The organism is Pedobacter hiemivivus (genome assembly GCF_004331685.1).
Taxonomy (GTDB): Bacteria; Bacteroidota; Bacteroidia; order Sphingobacteriales; family Sphingobacteriaceae; genus Pedobacter; species Pedobacter hiemivivus.
In genome coordinates this window covers 186,651-201,579 of the sequence record NZ_SJSM01000004.1, presented here as the reverse complement: position 1 = coordinate 201,579, position 14,929 = coordinate 186,651, and the positions used below count along the sequence as shown (strand labels likewise).

Here is a 14,929-nt window from a genome sequence, read left to right as displayed (position 1 = left end):
ATGAAAATTCCAAGTGAAGTGAGTAGGTATACTTGGTTTCCTGTGGCTTGATCTAAAAATTGTTTAAACATGGTGTTGTAGGTTAGATGTGTTACTGTGCTTTAATATCAGTTCCCAGTCGTTGTAAATAAGCAATCAATGCAATGATCTCTTTGTCGCTTTTTACTTTTACATTGTTCTTTCTCAGGTCCTCAGCTATTCCTTTAGCCTGGATATCCAGATCGCGGTTTGCGCTATGCTCATAGCCTTCAGGATAAGGGACGCCAAGTGTACGCATGGCATTGATTTTACTACGGGTAGTGGTGGTATCTAAGGTTTGCGTAATCAACCATTCGTAGGGAGGCATAATACTACCTGGCGACATGGTCTGCGGATCCAGCATATGGTTAAAGTGCCATATATTACCATACTTACCACCTTCACGCTGTAAATCAGGTCCGGTTCGTTTAGAGCCCCACAAGTGTGGATGATCGTATACAAACTCACCAGCTTTGCTGTATTCACCATATCTTTCTGTTTCGGAACGGAATGGACGGATCATTTGAGAGTGACAGTTTACACAGCCCTCTTTGATGTAGACATCACGACCTTGTAATTCTAATGGTGAATATGGTTTTACGCTACTGATGGTAGGGATATTAGATTTAATGGTAAAAGTTGGCATCATTTCAATCACACCACCAATAAGGATAACAATTAATGAAAGCACCAGGAATACCATTGGTTTCCGCTCTAATACACGGTGGAATTTTTTATCTGAACCTACTGGTACATATTCTTCTGGTAGTGGCATAGCCTCTGCAGCTTCATTGGCTAGTAGCTTGCCTGTACCGACAGTTTTGATTAGGTTATAAGTCATCACAATTACACCGATCAGGTATAATGCACCGCCTATTGCCCTTAATACATACATTGGAAGAATTTGAATTACTGTTTCCAAAAAGTTAGGATATCTCAACATACCCTCTTCGGTAAATTCTTTCCACATCAAGCCTTGTGTAAAGCCTGCAAAGTAAAGTGGAACCGCATAGAAGATAATACCCAATGTACCTATCCAGAAGTGGAAGGAAGCTAGTTTTTTAGAGTATAGTGATGTCCTGTAGATTCTAGGAATCAACCAGTACAAGATGCCGAATGTAAGGAAACCATTCCATCCAAGTGCACCTACATGTACGTGTGCTACGATCCAGTCGGTATAGTGAGCAATGGCGTTAATTTGTTTTAAGGCTAACATTGGACCTTCAAAAGTAGCCATACCATAAGCCGTTATGCCAACTACCATAAATTTGAGGGTAGCATCTTCACGAACTTTGTCCCATGCACCGCGAAGGGTAAGCAAGCCATTGATCATACCACCCCAACTTGGTGCAATTAACATAATTGAGAAAGCTACACCTAATGATTGTGCCCAGCCCGGAAGGGAGGTGTATAGTAAATGGTGAGGGCCAGCCCAGATGTAAATGAATATGAGCGACCAGAAGTGCAGGATACTTAGTTTGTACGAATATATTGGCCTTTGAGCCATTTTAGGTAGGAAGTAGTACATCATACCCAAGTACGGCGTGGTTAAGAAGAAAGCCACAGCATTGTGGCCATACCACCATTGTACGAGTGCATCCTGAACTCCAGCATATAGATAATAGCTTTTAAAAGCTGATATAGGCAATTGAACAGAGTTTACAATGTGCAGCACTGCGACAGTAACAAAGGTGGCAATGTAAAACCAAATGGCTACATACATGTGCTTTTCTCTTCGTTTGATGATGGTACCAAACATATTTATCCCAAATACTACCCAGACTACAGTGATGGCAATATCAATTGGCCATTCCAGTTCGGCATACTCATGCGAGGAGCTTAAACCTAACGGAAGCGTAATCACAGCAGCAACAATAATCAGCTGCCAGCCCCAGAAATGTATTTTACTCAGTACATCACTAAACATACGCGCTTTAAGGAGTCGCTGTAATGAATAATAAACGCCCATAAAGATGGCGTTACCTACAAATGCGAAGATGACGGCATTGGTATGCAGTGGTCTGATCCGTCCGAAAGTAGTGTACTGTGAGCCCATATTTAATGCGGGCTTAAAGAGTTGCATGGCAATGAGCAATCCAACCGTCATGCCTATAATACCCCATACTATGGTGGCTATGGCAAAGTTTCTGACGATCTTATTGTCGTAGTAGAATTTTTCTGTCATGTGAAATTAATGAAAGGTTTGTGGATGTAAAATTACCCGGGTATCTGTATTATAGGAATGATGGGCATTTGAGTTAAATATGATCTTCATCAGTTTTATCGGGCATTTTTTCTTCAATGATGTCATCATCAAAAAGGATCCGCACGCTAGGGGTATAAGTATCATCGTGTTGTCCGGTTTTGCTTGCCCAGAAAAAGGCGGCCAGAAAGATAAGTGCCAGTAAAATACTACAGCCTATCAGAAAGTAGATCATGTTCATAACAATTTGTTTTTACGCGCATATAGCCTGGCTGCTATGCTGGTGAATAAAATAATGGTGACAGTACTGATAGGCATTAATATCGCCGCAATGAGTGGAGATAGTAAGCCCTGCACTGCAAAATATAAACCCAGTGTATTGTATATTAGTGAAATGACGAAGCTGATGTGTATGACCTTTACAGCATCTTTGGCTTGTTGTATAAACTGTGGGATTTTATGGAAAGCTGCACCATCTAATATGGCATCACAATCTGGAGAAAAGTTGTTGATGTTATCGGTTACGGCAACACCAAGGTTGCTTTGCCTTAATGCACCAGCATCGTTTAACCCATCTCCAAACATCAGCACTTTTTTGCCAGAATTCTGAAGGTTTCTGATATAGTCGAGCTTGTTTTGTGGAGTTTGTGCGAACTGCATTTGCTGCGCACGTGGGAAAAAGGGGATAAGTATTTGCTTGTCGTGATCCTGATCGCCCGATAGCAAATGTAAGTCGGCCTGTTTACTCAGTTTAAAAGTCAGATCCTTAAATCCTTCGCGCCATTGTTGCTGGAAGGTAAAATATCCAAGGTATTGATTATTGATCATGACATGAACACTACTGTTCATTGGAGAGTTGATCAGCGGTAGGCCAATAAAAGCGGAACTTCCCAATTTCACTTCATTTCCATTAATCCTTCCGCTGATTCCTCGTCCAATTTTTTCTACATATTCATCCACGGGATGAACCTTGCTTATATTTAATAGTTTTACCAGTTCCCGGCTTAAAGGGTGGCCGGAGTTTCTTGCCAGATCACTCAGTAACTGTTTTTCTTCTTCAGTGATATTTCCTTCGAACTTAAAGCCCGCAGCCTCAGGATTGGTAATGGTTCCGGTTTTATCAAATACAAAAGTGTCTATACGGGCCAGTTCTTCTACCACCGCAGTGCTTTTTAAGTAGAACTTATTCTTGTCAAAAATGCTCAATACAGCGGCTAATGTAAAGGGAGTGCTTAATGCCAATGCGCAAGGACAGGCAATAATGAGTACTGCTGTAAAAGCGGCGATGGCTTTTGTGATGTTTCCATCGTAAAGCATCCAAAAAGCAGCAGAACCTATCGCAATGAGTAATAGAAATATACTGAAATATTTACTTGCGGTATCACTAAAGGTTTTAATCCTGTTTTTATCAGCAAAAAAAGCTTCGTTGTTCCATAATCTAGTTAGGTAACTTTGCGATACAGGTTTAACCACTTCAAGCTCAATTGCGCCTAACAGTTGTCGACCGCCAGCATATACAACTTCGCCCAACGTTTTCTTTACAGGCAAAGACTCGCCTGTTACAAAGCTAAAGTCAATTTCGGCTTCACCTTTCAATAGAATTGCATCTGCTGGAATGATTTCGTTGCTTCTGATCAGCATTCTATTCCCAATACTCAATTCATTTAAGGGTACAGGTTTTTCCTTACCATCGTTAATCAAGGTTACCGCAACAGGAAAGTAAGACCTGTAATCTCGCTCAAAAGAAAGATGGTGGTAGGTGTGTTGTTGCATCCATTTCCCAATCAATAGAAAAAAGACCAGGCCACATAAGGTATCTACGAAACCTGCACCGGAGTTGCTGATGATTTCAACAAGAGAGCGGATAAACATCACTGCAATACCCAAGGCCAAAGGGAAATCAAGATTTAATACTCCTTTTTTTAGATTCTGATAAGCAGAACTGAAATAATCTTTGCCACAGTAGAATACTACAGGTATGGCAAATGCCAGATTTAACCAGCCAAAAAACGATTTGAATTGTTGTTCCAGATCCGACAAGCCAAAGTATTCTGGAAAGCTGAGTAGCATTACATTTCCAAAGCAAAAGCCGGCAACAGCTATTTTAGCGACCAGCGACCGTTCTGAAAAATCAGCTTGCTGTTTTTTTACCACATCCTGCGAACTTATTAATGGCTCATAACCGACGGAAACTAGTGTTTCCACGACTGACCGCAAAGAAGTTTGTTCATTTTTAAACGTGATGGCTACCTGCTTCTTTAAGAAATCTATTCTTGATTGAGCAACGCCGGAGTTTATTTTATGTAGATTTTCGAGTAGCCATAAACAAGAACTGCAATGAATAGCCGGAATGTATAAAGTAATGGTGGTGATTTTTTCATCCTTATAGTCCACCAGCTTAGCTGCGATTTCCGGCTCATCCAGGTACTCAAAGTGCTTTGATTGGACTTTTTGGGATTGGCCTGGTATGTCATTATAAGCATAATAGCTATCCAGGTTGTGATCAGATAGGATTTGATAAACACCTTTACACCCTAAACAGCAGAACTGTTTGTCATCATAAAAATACAGGTTTTGGGGAAGATCATCTCCACAATGGTAGCAGTACGTTTTTGTTTTGAGCGTTTTTTGCTGTAACATAGATCAAATCAATTTTCATCAAAGTTCAGCTTAGTCGTCAATTTTTACTATGATGAGCGTCATGGCTAAATATGATATTAATCATTGTTTTTAGTAACAGCGTTGTACATTGTTTTGTTTTTACATCTTTTGGGAGTATTTAAAAATTAAAAACCTCATATTTATACGTTGAATAGAACATAGTGATCATGGCAATTTTTAATGTAAAAATATAAGAGATGCAGTACCGGGAAATATTAGATCAGCTTCGTACCCATGTTGCAAGCTTATTTCAAGCGCATAAGGACGAGCGCTTTGTTTATCACAATTTACATCATACAGAACAAGTCGTAGAGAATGCGGTTAGAATTGCCAATCATTATCAATTGTCTGATCGGGACTTTTTTATCGTGATGGCAGCCAGTTGGTTCCATGATATGGGCTATCTGTTTGATTGTACTCAACACGAGGTCCGGGGTGAAAGTATTGCTGCCCAATTTTTAGCAGAAAAAGAGGTAGATAAAGACACGATTGCTTTAGTTGGTGGTTGTATTATGGCTACAAAAATGCCTCAAAGTCCTGTTGGCTTGTTGCAACAGATTGTTTGTGACGCAGATCTTTTTCATTTGGGGAGCGACAGTTTTAAGGAAAGAAATAAGCTCATGCGCAAGGAAGTTGCCGCATTTTGCAATAAAGAGATCGATAAAAATGATTGGAGAATTAAAACCATAGCACTTTTTAAAGCCCATCATTATCATACCGATTTTTGTCAACAATTACTAAACGATAAAAAAGCACAGAACCTTGCCGAAATGGAAAACAAGCTAATCAGCCCAGCAGAAGGCGGGACAACAGCAGTTTCAACAACAGGAAAAACGAAAAAGGGTGAAGAACCGAAGCGTGGAGTTGAAACCATGTTTAGGATCTCTTCTACAAATCATCAGCGATTGAGCGATATGGCGGATAATAAAGCACATATCATGATCTCTACCAATTCTATTATTCTGTCAGTAATTTTAAGTTTACTGTTGCGTAAACTGGAAGATAACCCACACTTAATTATTCCAACGCTGCTGTTGTTGATTGTCTGTGTAGTAACTATGGTATTTTCAATTTTGGCTACTCGACCTTCGATTCCGGAAGGTGTATTTACACCTGCTGATATTGAGGACAAAAAAGTGAATCTACTGTTCTTTGGTAATTTTTACCGGATGAGCCTTTCTGATTACCAGAGTGGGATGCTTAAGATGATGGATGACAGAGATTTTCTTTATGGCAGCTTAATTAAAGATGTGTATTCTCAGGGAGTTGTACTTGGTCGCAAATACCGTCTGTTAAGGGTCGCTTATAATGTATTTATGTTCGGTATTGTGGCAGCTGTTTTAGCCTTTATCGTCGCTTCGGCAATTGTAATGTAAATTTTTTATGGAAGATGCTGTTTTTTTTAACAGGGATTTAAGCTGGTTAAGTTTTAATGAACGCGTGCTTCTGGAAGCAGATAAAGCCACAGTTCCTTTGTTGGAACGCATAAAGTTTCTATCTATCTATTCTTCAAATTTAGATGAATTTTACAGGGTAAGGATACCAGTTTTAATGGCGCTAGATGAGTTGGGTAAGGATACGGAGCGGCGGAGCAATTACGAATTGGCAAAAACAGAGATTGATAGGCAGCAGCAAAAATACGGATCTATCCTGGCTGAACAGATTATACCCGAATTGGCAACGCATCAAGTTTATTGGATATACAATAAGCCTATGCCTGCAAATATATCAGCTAAAGTTGCCGATGTGTTTTTTACGGAGATACTGGCTTATATTCATTCTATTCGTATTGATGACGACCTTAGTGATTTTTTTGCCGAGAATAATAAACTTTATCAGGTAGTTATACTGGAGGATCAGCAGGGAAGGGAACGATTGGAGTTGATCAACATCCCATCAGATACTATACCCCGTTTATACGCTATAACTGAGAATAACGACAAATACATCGTGTTTTTGGAAGATATCATTAAGCACAAGATGGCTTACTTGTTTCCAGACGACCAAATTAAGGGTGTTTTTAACCTGAAAATTACCCGAGATGCAGAATTGAAAATAGAAGATGTGGATGATGAAGATGTTACCGCCTCACTAGAACGTCAGTTGGAAGCACGTGATTTCGGCTTTGCTACTCGTTTTTTATGTGAACCGGGCATTCCGCTTAGAAATCTCTATTATCTCATTTATAGGCTAAATTTGCAAAAGGCCTCGATTGTTGAGGGGGGTACCTATCATAATTTAAAGGACTTAAGTAGTTTTCCGTTAAGTGATGCTATATATAGTTACCCAAAATGGCCAGCCATCAAATCTTTGCAGATCAATGAAAAGGAAACCCTTTTTGACGATATTTTGAAGAAAGATATATTGATCAATGTTCCTTATCAAAGCTATGATCCCATACTTCGTTTTTTTAATGAGGCTGCTAATGATCAGAATGTGGTAGAAATCTATACAACACTATATCGTGTTGCTCATGATTCTAGAATTGTTAGTGCTTTAAGTACTGCGTCCAGAAATGGGAAAAGAGTGGTGGTTATGGTCGAGTTAAAAGCGCGCTTTGATGAAGCAAACAACATCAAATGGGCAAAGCAAATGAAGGCGGCTGGTGTAAAGATCATTTATAGCAATATAGATCTGAAGGTTCATGCTAAAGTAGCACTTGTTAAGCGGGCATTTAACGGTACATATGATTATTTGGGACTGTTGGCCACGGGTAACCTAAACGAAAGCACCGCAAAATTTTATACAGATCAGATTTTGCTTACTGCTCATCGACCAATGTTAGAAGAGCTTGAAGCGTTGTTCGGCTTTTTAAGTAAAAGTAAAAAGGCACATTCGGCAGAAGATATGATCGAATTTAAACACTTGTTGGTGGCGCAGTTTAACCTGCAACAACGGTTTTTGGATTTGATACAGCGGGAAATAGATCATGCTAAAAATGGTCAGGCCTCAGGCATTACCATCAAATTAAATAACCTTGAAGAACAGGTGCTGATTACGAAGTTGTACGAAGCCGCACAAGCAGGGGTGAAGATCAAGCTTATTGTTCGCGGGATTTGTTGCTTGCTTCCTGGAAAGACTGGCTTAAGCGAAAATATTAGTGTAACAAGAATTGTAGATCGGTATCTTGAGCATGGGCGTATATTTGTGTTTGAAAACAATGGTAATCCAGAGGTTTTTATGGGCTCTGCCGATTGGATGAACCGGAATATCTACAGCAGGATAGAGGTTTGTTTTCCTGTCTACAACGAAGAATTGAAAGAGTTGTTGCTTAGAATAATTAACTTACAGCTAAATGATAATGTTCAAGAGTCAATTTACTTACTTTTGCAACAGAAAATAACTAACCAAACACGCTTATGAGACGATTTTACATAAATTTTCTATACACCACGATTATCCTATCCGTCCTTGGATCATACGCCTGTAAAAACCCGATTAATAAATATACGAGCCCTAAGGGATACGATTTCAATAAGCCTGATAAGTTTAATATGCCATCAAGTTTGCTGGAAATATCCGGTATAGCTTTTCGTAATGACAATAGTGATACTGTTTATAGTATTCAGGATGAGGATGGTAAGTTATTTCGTCAAAAATGGGACGTTAAAAAGCAGTATCATATGAAATTTGCGACTAAAGGAGATTTTGAAGACCTGGCGATCCTTAACGAAACCGTATTTATACTGAAAAGTAATGGAACGCTGTATTCATTCCCCTTTTCAGAAACCGTAAAAGAAGAGACCGACAAGGTTAAAGAAAGAAAGAAATTGATGCCGAGTGCCGAGTATGAAGGTATGTATGCCGATGCTCAAAGTAACAAGATCTACATTTTATGCAAAAAATGTGATTTAGATAAACAAAAGAAACAGGTTACAGGTTATGTTTTCGTTTACAAACCTGAAATGGATAGTTTAGTGTCAGCAGGAAGCTTTAAGCTTGATCTAAAACAGATCAAAGCACTTAAGCCTAAATTTAAGGCGAATTTAAGTCCGTCTGCTTTGGCGAGAAATCCAAAAACAAACGAATGGTATGTGTTGTCATCAGTTAACAAAATGTTGCTGGTTACTGATGCCAATTGGAAAATTAAGGAAGCCCATCAGCTAAATTCGTCAATGTTTAATCAACCAGAAGGAATTGCCTTTGATAAAGACCTGAATCTGTATATATCTAATGAAGGCGACGAGATTACTGATGGTAATATTTTGAAATTTAGCTTCCATAAATAATGCAAGCCATAACGCTAGATCTAAATAAGGGTGTAAAGGGCCCTGGCCAAGAGTTGGTTAAGGCTAATATTAAACTCTCTCTACGCCCTTTTATCAATTATATTGAAAGGAGATTAGAGACTGAAAAGACTGCTAAGATCAACTTTTACAGGTATATACTCGAAGAGTTTAATAAATACCCGGAATTAAGACACCCGATTTCTAATGAGGATGCGGGTAAGTATACCGCGCTTTTTGAGCTGATTTATACCGCTTTATCGCCAATTATCAATGATGAGAAACAGCAATACTGGGCATTAGGGACGCCTATATCTCCATGTTTTCACTACGGTACAGATGCTTTTTATGGCTTTTTGATGGATGCCACAAGTTGTAGTTTGAAAACGGATCTCAGCCTGCCTTCTAAGCGGGAAATGGAGAAAAATCTATTGTCTGCATTTTATAACATCATCATGGAGCGGTTTTATAACTTCTCCTTAGCTGGTACTCAGTTGGTTATTCATTCTGTTATAGATCCTGACACCCGTTTACTTAAATATTATAGGTTAAATGTAGATACGCGGTTTTTGGATATCACGACAAGTGTTAAACTGCCTGAATATAATCTAAAGGATGTTAAGGATTATATAAAAGATGAGAGAAACACCTTAAAGATCTTAACTAAGCTTATTCCACCACAATTGTTTACAGTTGAGGGGATTTCGATTGTTACCTTAACTGATGTTACAAGTGAATACGCTTTGGAAACAGTTAAAAATCTAGTCATAGATCATAACGAATCGCAGCAGGGTTTGCATACGAAAGACATATCGACCGCTTTGAAAACACTTGTTGGGACTGATCAGATTGATTTTGGAATGATTCCTTATATCAAGCTAAATAACAAGCTTCAGATCAATGAACTTTCAGGTTTTAACAGCATTTTAATTCAACTTGGAAGAGAGGAAGGGCAGCATGAAATTGAACATGATGGGCTGATCGAGGAATATATCAGAAACCCTCGTACGCTAATTTTTCCTGAAATTTCTGAAGAAGACCAGCATAAATACCCAACGTTAAAGCTATTGGGGCAGGTAGGTATTAAATCTTATGCTCTTTTTCCGTTGTATTACAACGCGCGTTTGGTAGGCTGTCTTGAATTATATACGAAAGATTCGAGTCAGTTTAATGGAAATACATTGAGCAAGATTGAAGCTGCTTTTCCGTTGCTGGCGCAACTGTTTCAGAATGTTATTATTGATTTCAATAACGAAATTCAGGATGTAATTACAGATAAGTTTACGGCTTTACAGCCTTCGGTACAATGGCGTTTTCATGAGGCTGCTTATAATTATGTACAATCTGGTGCAAGGGATAGGAATTTCCCTATAGAACCGGTGTTTTTTAAAGATGTTTATCCATTTTATGGAGCTATAGATATTAGAAATTCGAGTATTCAACGTAATGGGGCGATAAGAAGAGATTTATATGCTCATTTTGAAATCCTGGAAAATACCTTAAATGCAATAAGGGAAAAGTCTACAGCGTGTGCTGAAAATGATATCCCGGAAGGCGTATCCCTATGGAGTAATAAACATTTGGATGAGCTGTCGGATCGGGAGATTTTTAAAACTGAAGACTATTTACAGCGGCAGATACCAAATTCATTACAACATTTAAAAAACACTTATCCAGAAGTTGGTCATATTGTAGATGATTACTTTAAACTGATTGGTGATAAAAGGAAAAGCTTCGAGAACAGGGATCGCTATGAGAAAAGCATGCAAATGATCAATGTGGCGGTAACCAGGCACCTTGATGAGTTTAATGCCGAATTGCAAAGTATTTATCCTTGTTATTTCGAGAAATTTAGAACTGATGGTGTGGAGTTTGATATTTATCTCGGTCATTCTATCTCACCGGGGATCCCTTTTCCTCATGATATCGTTCAAGATTTTAGGTTAAGGCAACTGCGTATACTTGCAGAAATAGCACGTACAACGAATAATTTAGGTCCTTATTTTTCTATCCCTTTAGAAACTACACAGCTTATTTTTGTGTATGAGAAGCAGATTGATATCAGCTTTAGGATTGACGAGCAGAGGTTTGATGTAGAGGGTAGTTATAATATTCGTTACCAGATGGTAAAGAAAAGGATTGATAAAGCATTGATAAAAGATACCACTGAGCGACTTACGCAACCTGGTAAAATAGCTATTGTATATTTTAACAGTTCTGAGGCTAAAGCTTACCTGGGTTACATTAAAAAGTTGCAGAGCCAACGCTTACTAAATGATGATCTTGAGCATCTTGAATTGGAAGAGTTGCAAGGTGTTGAAGGATTAAAAGCCCTTAGAATAGGGGTTAAGTATTAAATTGCCAGATATGTATTTAAAGAAAGTGCTTTTTGCGGTGTTGTTGTCCGGTTCAGGTCTTATGGTATTCACGAATACGAAAGCTCAGGGACTCGTTTCAAAAGATTCCATTACGATTGCAGTTGCACCCGAATACAATAAAGTAAGCGCTTTCCATAGGTTCTGGTTAGGCGAAAGCTATCGTGCAATATGGGCTACGCCTGTGAAAATGCGCATCATCGATCTTCAGAAGGAAAAAGGTGGGTTAACTATCGTAAAGCTTGGTGGCGGGATGCAAACCCGCTCTTTACGTCTGGTTGATCCTGCTGGTAAGGAATGGGTATTGCGCACGGTACAGAAATACCCGGAGCGAGGTATGGCAGAAAACCTGAGGGCAACTATAGCTAAAGATATTGCACAAGATCAGGTATCCACCAATCACCCTTTTGCGGCTTTAGTTGTACCTGATTTGGCTGGAGTATTGGGATTGGGACACGCTAGACCTGAAATCGTATATGTGGGTGATGATCCCGGATTAAAAGAATATAGAAAAGAATTTGCCAATGCGGTTTACCTGATTGAGGAAAGGAGTCCTTTTGAGGAGAAGACTGACAATACGGAGAAAGTTCAAAAAAAGATTCAGAAGAATAATGATACCAGGGCAGATCAGCGTCTGACACTAAGGGCAAGGTTACTCGATTTTTTACTGGGCGATTGGGACAGGCATGAGGATCAATGGCGCTGGCTGGTTAAAGCCGATGGTAATGAAACCATTTATGAGCCGGTACCACGCGATAGGGATAAGGTGTTTTATAAAACATCGGGTGTATTTCCTTGGGTACTAAACCATCAATGGCTTAAAACGCATTTGCAGCCTTATAGCGATAACATTAGGGATGTAAATCACTGGAATTTCAATGAAAGGTATTTTGACCGATATTTTTTAAACGAGCTGACTACACAAGATTGGAAGGAGGAGGTTAAGTATGTGCAAACTAAGCTCAGCGATAAATTGGTCCATGAAGCATTTAAGAAGATGCCGGATACAGTATTTAAATTATCTGGTTCAGAATTGATCAGGTGTTTTACCTCAAGAAGGGATAAGTTGGACACGCTTGCTATGCAGTATTACAAATTCCTATCTATAAATGTCGATGTGCCCGCATCTGAAAAGAAGGAAAGTTTTAAGGTGAAGAATCTGGAGAATGGTGATGTTGAGGTGATCATTCATAATATCAATAAAGAAGGAAAAGAAGGTCGTTTGGTTTATAAAAGAACCTTTACTCAGGGAATTACTAAGGAAGTAAGGTTGTTTGGAATAGGTGGAGAGGATAAATTTTCGGTGGATGGATCTTCTGCATCGCGTATTCGCGTACGTTTAATTGGTTCTGAAGTGGGCAATCAATACCAGGTTGCGGCGGATGTGAAAAACAAGCCATTTATCTATGATGAACCTGCAGCGAGTAACCAGTTTCCTGATAAATCTCAGGCCAAATTAAGGTTGTCGAATGATTCATTAGTTAATCGTTTTGATAAAACCAGTTTTCTGTACGACCGCTCAGGAGTCCTGGTTAATGGTGGATACAATATTGATGAGGGAGTGCAGATTGGTTTAGGTTATATTATTGAAAAACAAGGCTTCAGGAAATCTCCTTATGCGCGTAAACATGAGTTTTGGGCCAATTACAATTCTGGCAGGAAGTCCTTTGTGCTAGATTATGTGTCTGATTTTAAGAAGGCTATCGGCAATAATGATCTTACAGTACATGCTAATTTATTAGGCCCCAATAACCTGAGTAATTTCTTTGGCTTAGGCAACAATACGGAGCGGACTCATCCTGATTTTGAGGCTGAAGATTTGGATAGAGAAGATGGTATATCTTATTACAGGAATCGCTACAATTACTTTAATGTTGATGTTAAGTTGGGTAGGGAAATTACTAAACGCTTAAGAGTCGATGCAGGGGTGTTGTTTTCTTATTATACCAGTTCGGCGGAAGCAAACGAGGAGCGTTTTTTTAATGATTACAATGCTGCAAACCCAGATCAGCAGATCTTTTCTGATAAATTATATGGTGGTTTAACAGCTGGATTGGTTTATGATAGCAGGGATAATGTATCGATACCTAAGAAGGGTGTTTACTGGAAGACTGCGGTGGTAGCTCAGCATCGATTGGATAAAACCACCGATAGTTATGGTGCATTAACCACTGAATTCCGCTTTTATATCAATCCTGCGAAATCAGGATTGGTCATTGCTAATCGTTTGGGTGGGGGAACAACTATAGGTGATCCTACTTTCTTCCAGCGTATGCAGCTGGGTGGTGCAAAGAGTTTGCGTGGGTTTAACAGCAAGCGTTTCACGGGTACCAGCATGGTGTATAATAACTTAGATTTAAGGCTTAAGCTTTTTAATTTCACTTCTTACCTGGTTCCCGGAACTGTAGGTATGATTGGTTTTACGGATGTAGGCCGTGTATGGGAAAAGGGAGAGCATTCTAATAGATGGCATCATGGTTATGGTGGCGGTTTATATGTAATGCCTGGTGAAACCATTTTAATACAGGCAAGTGTTGGTGCTTCTAAAGAAGCCAGTATGCTGTATTTATCTGTAGGATTTAACTTTTAATATATTTCTGCTCCACGTCATCCTGAATTTATTTCAGGACCTCGCACCTGCAAGATTTTCTTTCTCTTTCGAGGTCCTGAAATAAATTCAGGATGACGACCGATTAAACAAAACTGTTGTTAGATGACGGTCGTATTAATGATACAAGCTCATATTTTGAATATTAACAAATAAGCCCTAATTTAAGTCCCTTATTTTAACCAGATATTTAACCACAAATAGGAACACAAACCACACAATAAAACCACAAAGAACAATGAACAGAAGAGATGCGCTTAAAAATACCGCGGTCTTGCTCGGAACTGCAATTTCGGCAACAACCTTTGGTATTTTATTTGAAAGCTTTACCCTTCCAGAAAATGAGAAAAACTTTGTTTCATTTTCGGCAGATCAGGAAAAGGTATTGGGAGAGCTTGCTGATATTATTATTCCACCTACAAAAGATTCCGGTGGGGCTAAGGCCGCTGGATTAGGAAGTTTCATTCCAATGATGATTACAGATTGTTTCCCGCCTAAAGTACAACAAGCTTTTGCTGAAGGTTTAAAAGACATGGAAGCTAAATCATTAAAAGACTTTAATAAAGATTTCTTGTCTCTTACCGTAAAGGAACGGGAGCAATTGGTCGCTAACTTAAGAACCGAAACGATTGAGAAACAAAGAGCAGATAGGACCGCAAAAAGAAGCGGTGTTACCTATTTCTTCGTGTTGGTAAGAGATCTCACTATTTTGGGGTACTATGCCTCTGAAATAGGTTGTACACAATCACGTGAATATATAGCCATACCAGGCCGCTATGACGGTGCTGCAGATCTTAAGCCAGGACAGAAATCTTGGGCTACTTAACGTTTAATTATT

General features: G+C 39.1%; 9 protein-coding genes. 6 read left to right on the top strand and 3 right to left on the bottom strand.

The window, feature by feature from the left end:
- Positions 1-91 precede the first annotated feature (91 nt).
- The 3 genes from ccoN to EZ444_RS09410 all read right to left on the bottom strand — a co-directional run bounded on the left by ccoN (position 92) and on the right by EZ444_RS09410 (position 4,861).
- On the bottom strand, positions 92-2,203 hold the full coding sequence (ccoN, locus tag EZ444_RS09420; protein WP_131608479.1) for a cytochrome-c oxidase, cbb3-type subunit I: 2,112 nt from the start codon (positions 2,201-2,203) through the stop codon (positions 92-94).
- 73 nt (positions 2,204-2,276) lie between these two features.
- Positions 2,277-2,462 carry a cbb3-type cytochrome oxidase assembly protein CcoS gene (ccoS, locus tag EZ444_RS09415; protein WP_131608478.1) on the bottom strand — a complete coding sequence of 62 codons (186 nt, stop codon included), beginning with the start codon at positions 2,460-2,462 and terminating at the stop codon, positions 2,277-2,279.
- A complete protein-coding gene (locus tag EZ444_RS09410) occupies positions 2,459-4,861 on the bottom strand; it encodes a heavy metal translocating P-type ATPase (protein WP_131608477.1) in 2,403 nt (800 codons plus the stop codon). The genes ccoS and EZ444_RS09410 overlap by 4 nt, the downstream gene beginning before the upstream one ends.
- A 218-nt stretch (positions 4,862-5,079) precedes the next feature.
- On the opposite strand from EZ444_RS09410, the gene EZ444_RS09405 reads away from it, so the two are divergent.
- From EZ444_RS09405 to EZ444_RS09380, 6 genes are all read left to right on the top strand, one after another.
- Positions 5,080-6,258, top strand: a complete 1,179-nt coding sequence (locus EZ444_RS09405; protein WP_131608476.1) for a Pycsar system effector family protein — start codon at positions 5,080-5,082, stop codon at positions 6,256-6,258.
- A gap of 7 nt (positions 6,259-6,265) precedes the next feature.
- Positions 6,266-8,245 carry a polyphosphate kinase 1 gene (ppk1, locus tag EZ444_RS09400; RefSeq protein WP_131608475.1) on the top strand — a complete coding sequence of 660 codons (1,980 nt, stop codon included), beginning with the start codon at positions 6,266-6,268 and terminating at the stop codon, positions 8,243-8,245.
- Positions 8,242-9,111 (top strand): SdiA-regulated domain-containing protein, encoded by an 870-nt coding sequence (locus tag EZ444_RS09395; protein WP_131608474.1) that lies wholly within the window; start codon positions 8,242-8,244, stop codon positions 9,109-9,111. Before ppk1 ends, EZ444_RS09395 begins: the two co-directional genes overlap by 4 nt.
- Positions 9,111-11,465, top strand: a complete 2,355-nt coding sequence (locus EZ444_RS09390) for a GAF domain-containing protein (RefSeq protein WP_131608473.1) — start codon at positions 9,111-9,113, stop codon at positions 11,463-11,465. The genes EZ444_RS09395 and EZ444_RS09390 overlap by 1 nt, the downstream gene beginning before the upstream one ends.
- A 10-nt stretch (positions 11,466-11,475) precedes the next feature.
- The gene (locus EZ444_RS09385; RefSeq protein ID WP_131608472.1) at positions 11,476-14,073 is read left to right on the top strand and encodes a BamA/TamA family outer membrane protein; all 2,598 of its coding nucleotides are present in this window, start codon (positions 11,476-11,478) and stop codon (positions 14,071-14,073) included.
- A gap of 256 nt (positions 14,074-14,329) precedes the next feature.
- On the top strand, positions 14,330-14,917 hold the full coding sequence (locus tag EZ444_RS09380) for a gluconate 2-dehydrogenase subunit 3 family protein (RefSeq protein ID WP_131608471.1): 588 nt from the start codon (positions 14,330-14,332) through the stop codon (positions 14,915-14,917).
- The last annotated feature ends 12 nt before the right edge of the window (positions 14,918-14,929 follow it).

Coding starts and splice junctions, on each gene's coding strand:
- EZ444_RS09395 (WP_131608474.1), top strand. CDS start 8,242: ATGAGACGATTTTACATAAATTTTCTATACACCACGATTATCCTATCC.
- ccoS (WP_131608478.1), bottom strand. CDS start 2,462: ATGAACATGATCTACTTTCTGATAGGCTGTAGTATTTTACTGGCACTT.
- ccoN (WP_131608479.1), bottom strand. CDS start 2,203: ATGACAGAAAAATTCTACTACGACAATAAGATCGTCAGAAACTTTGCC.
- EZ444_RS09410 (WP_131608477.1), bottom strand. CDS start 4,861: ATGTTACAGCAAAAAACGCTCAAAACAAAAACGTACTGCTACCATTGT.
- EZ444_RS09405 (WP_131608476.1), top strand. CDS start 5,080: ATGCAGTACCGGGAAATATTAGATCAGCTTCGTACCCATGTTGCAAGC.
- EZ444_RS09390 (WP_131608473.1), top strand. CDS start 9,111: ATGCAAGCCATAACGCTAGATCTAAATAAGGGTGTAAAGGGCCCTGGC.
- EZ444_RS09380 (WP_131608471.1), top strand. CDS start 14,330: ATGAACAGAAGAGATGCGCTTAAAAATACCGCGGTCTTGCTCGGAACT.
- EZ444_RS09385 (WP_131608472.1), top strand. CDS start 11,476: ATGTATTTAAAGAAAGTGCTTTTTGCGGTGTTGTTGTCCGGTTCAGGT.
- ppk1 (WP_131608475.1), top strand. CDS start 6,266: ATGGAAGATGCTGTTTTTTTTAACAGGGATTTAAGCTGGTTAAGTTTT.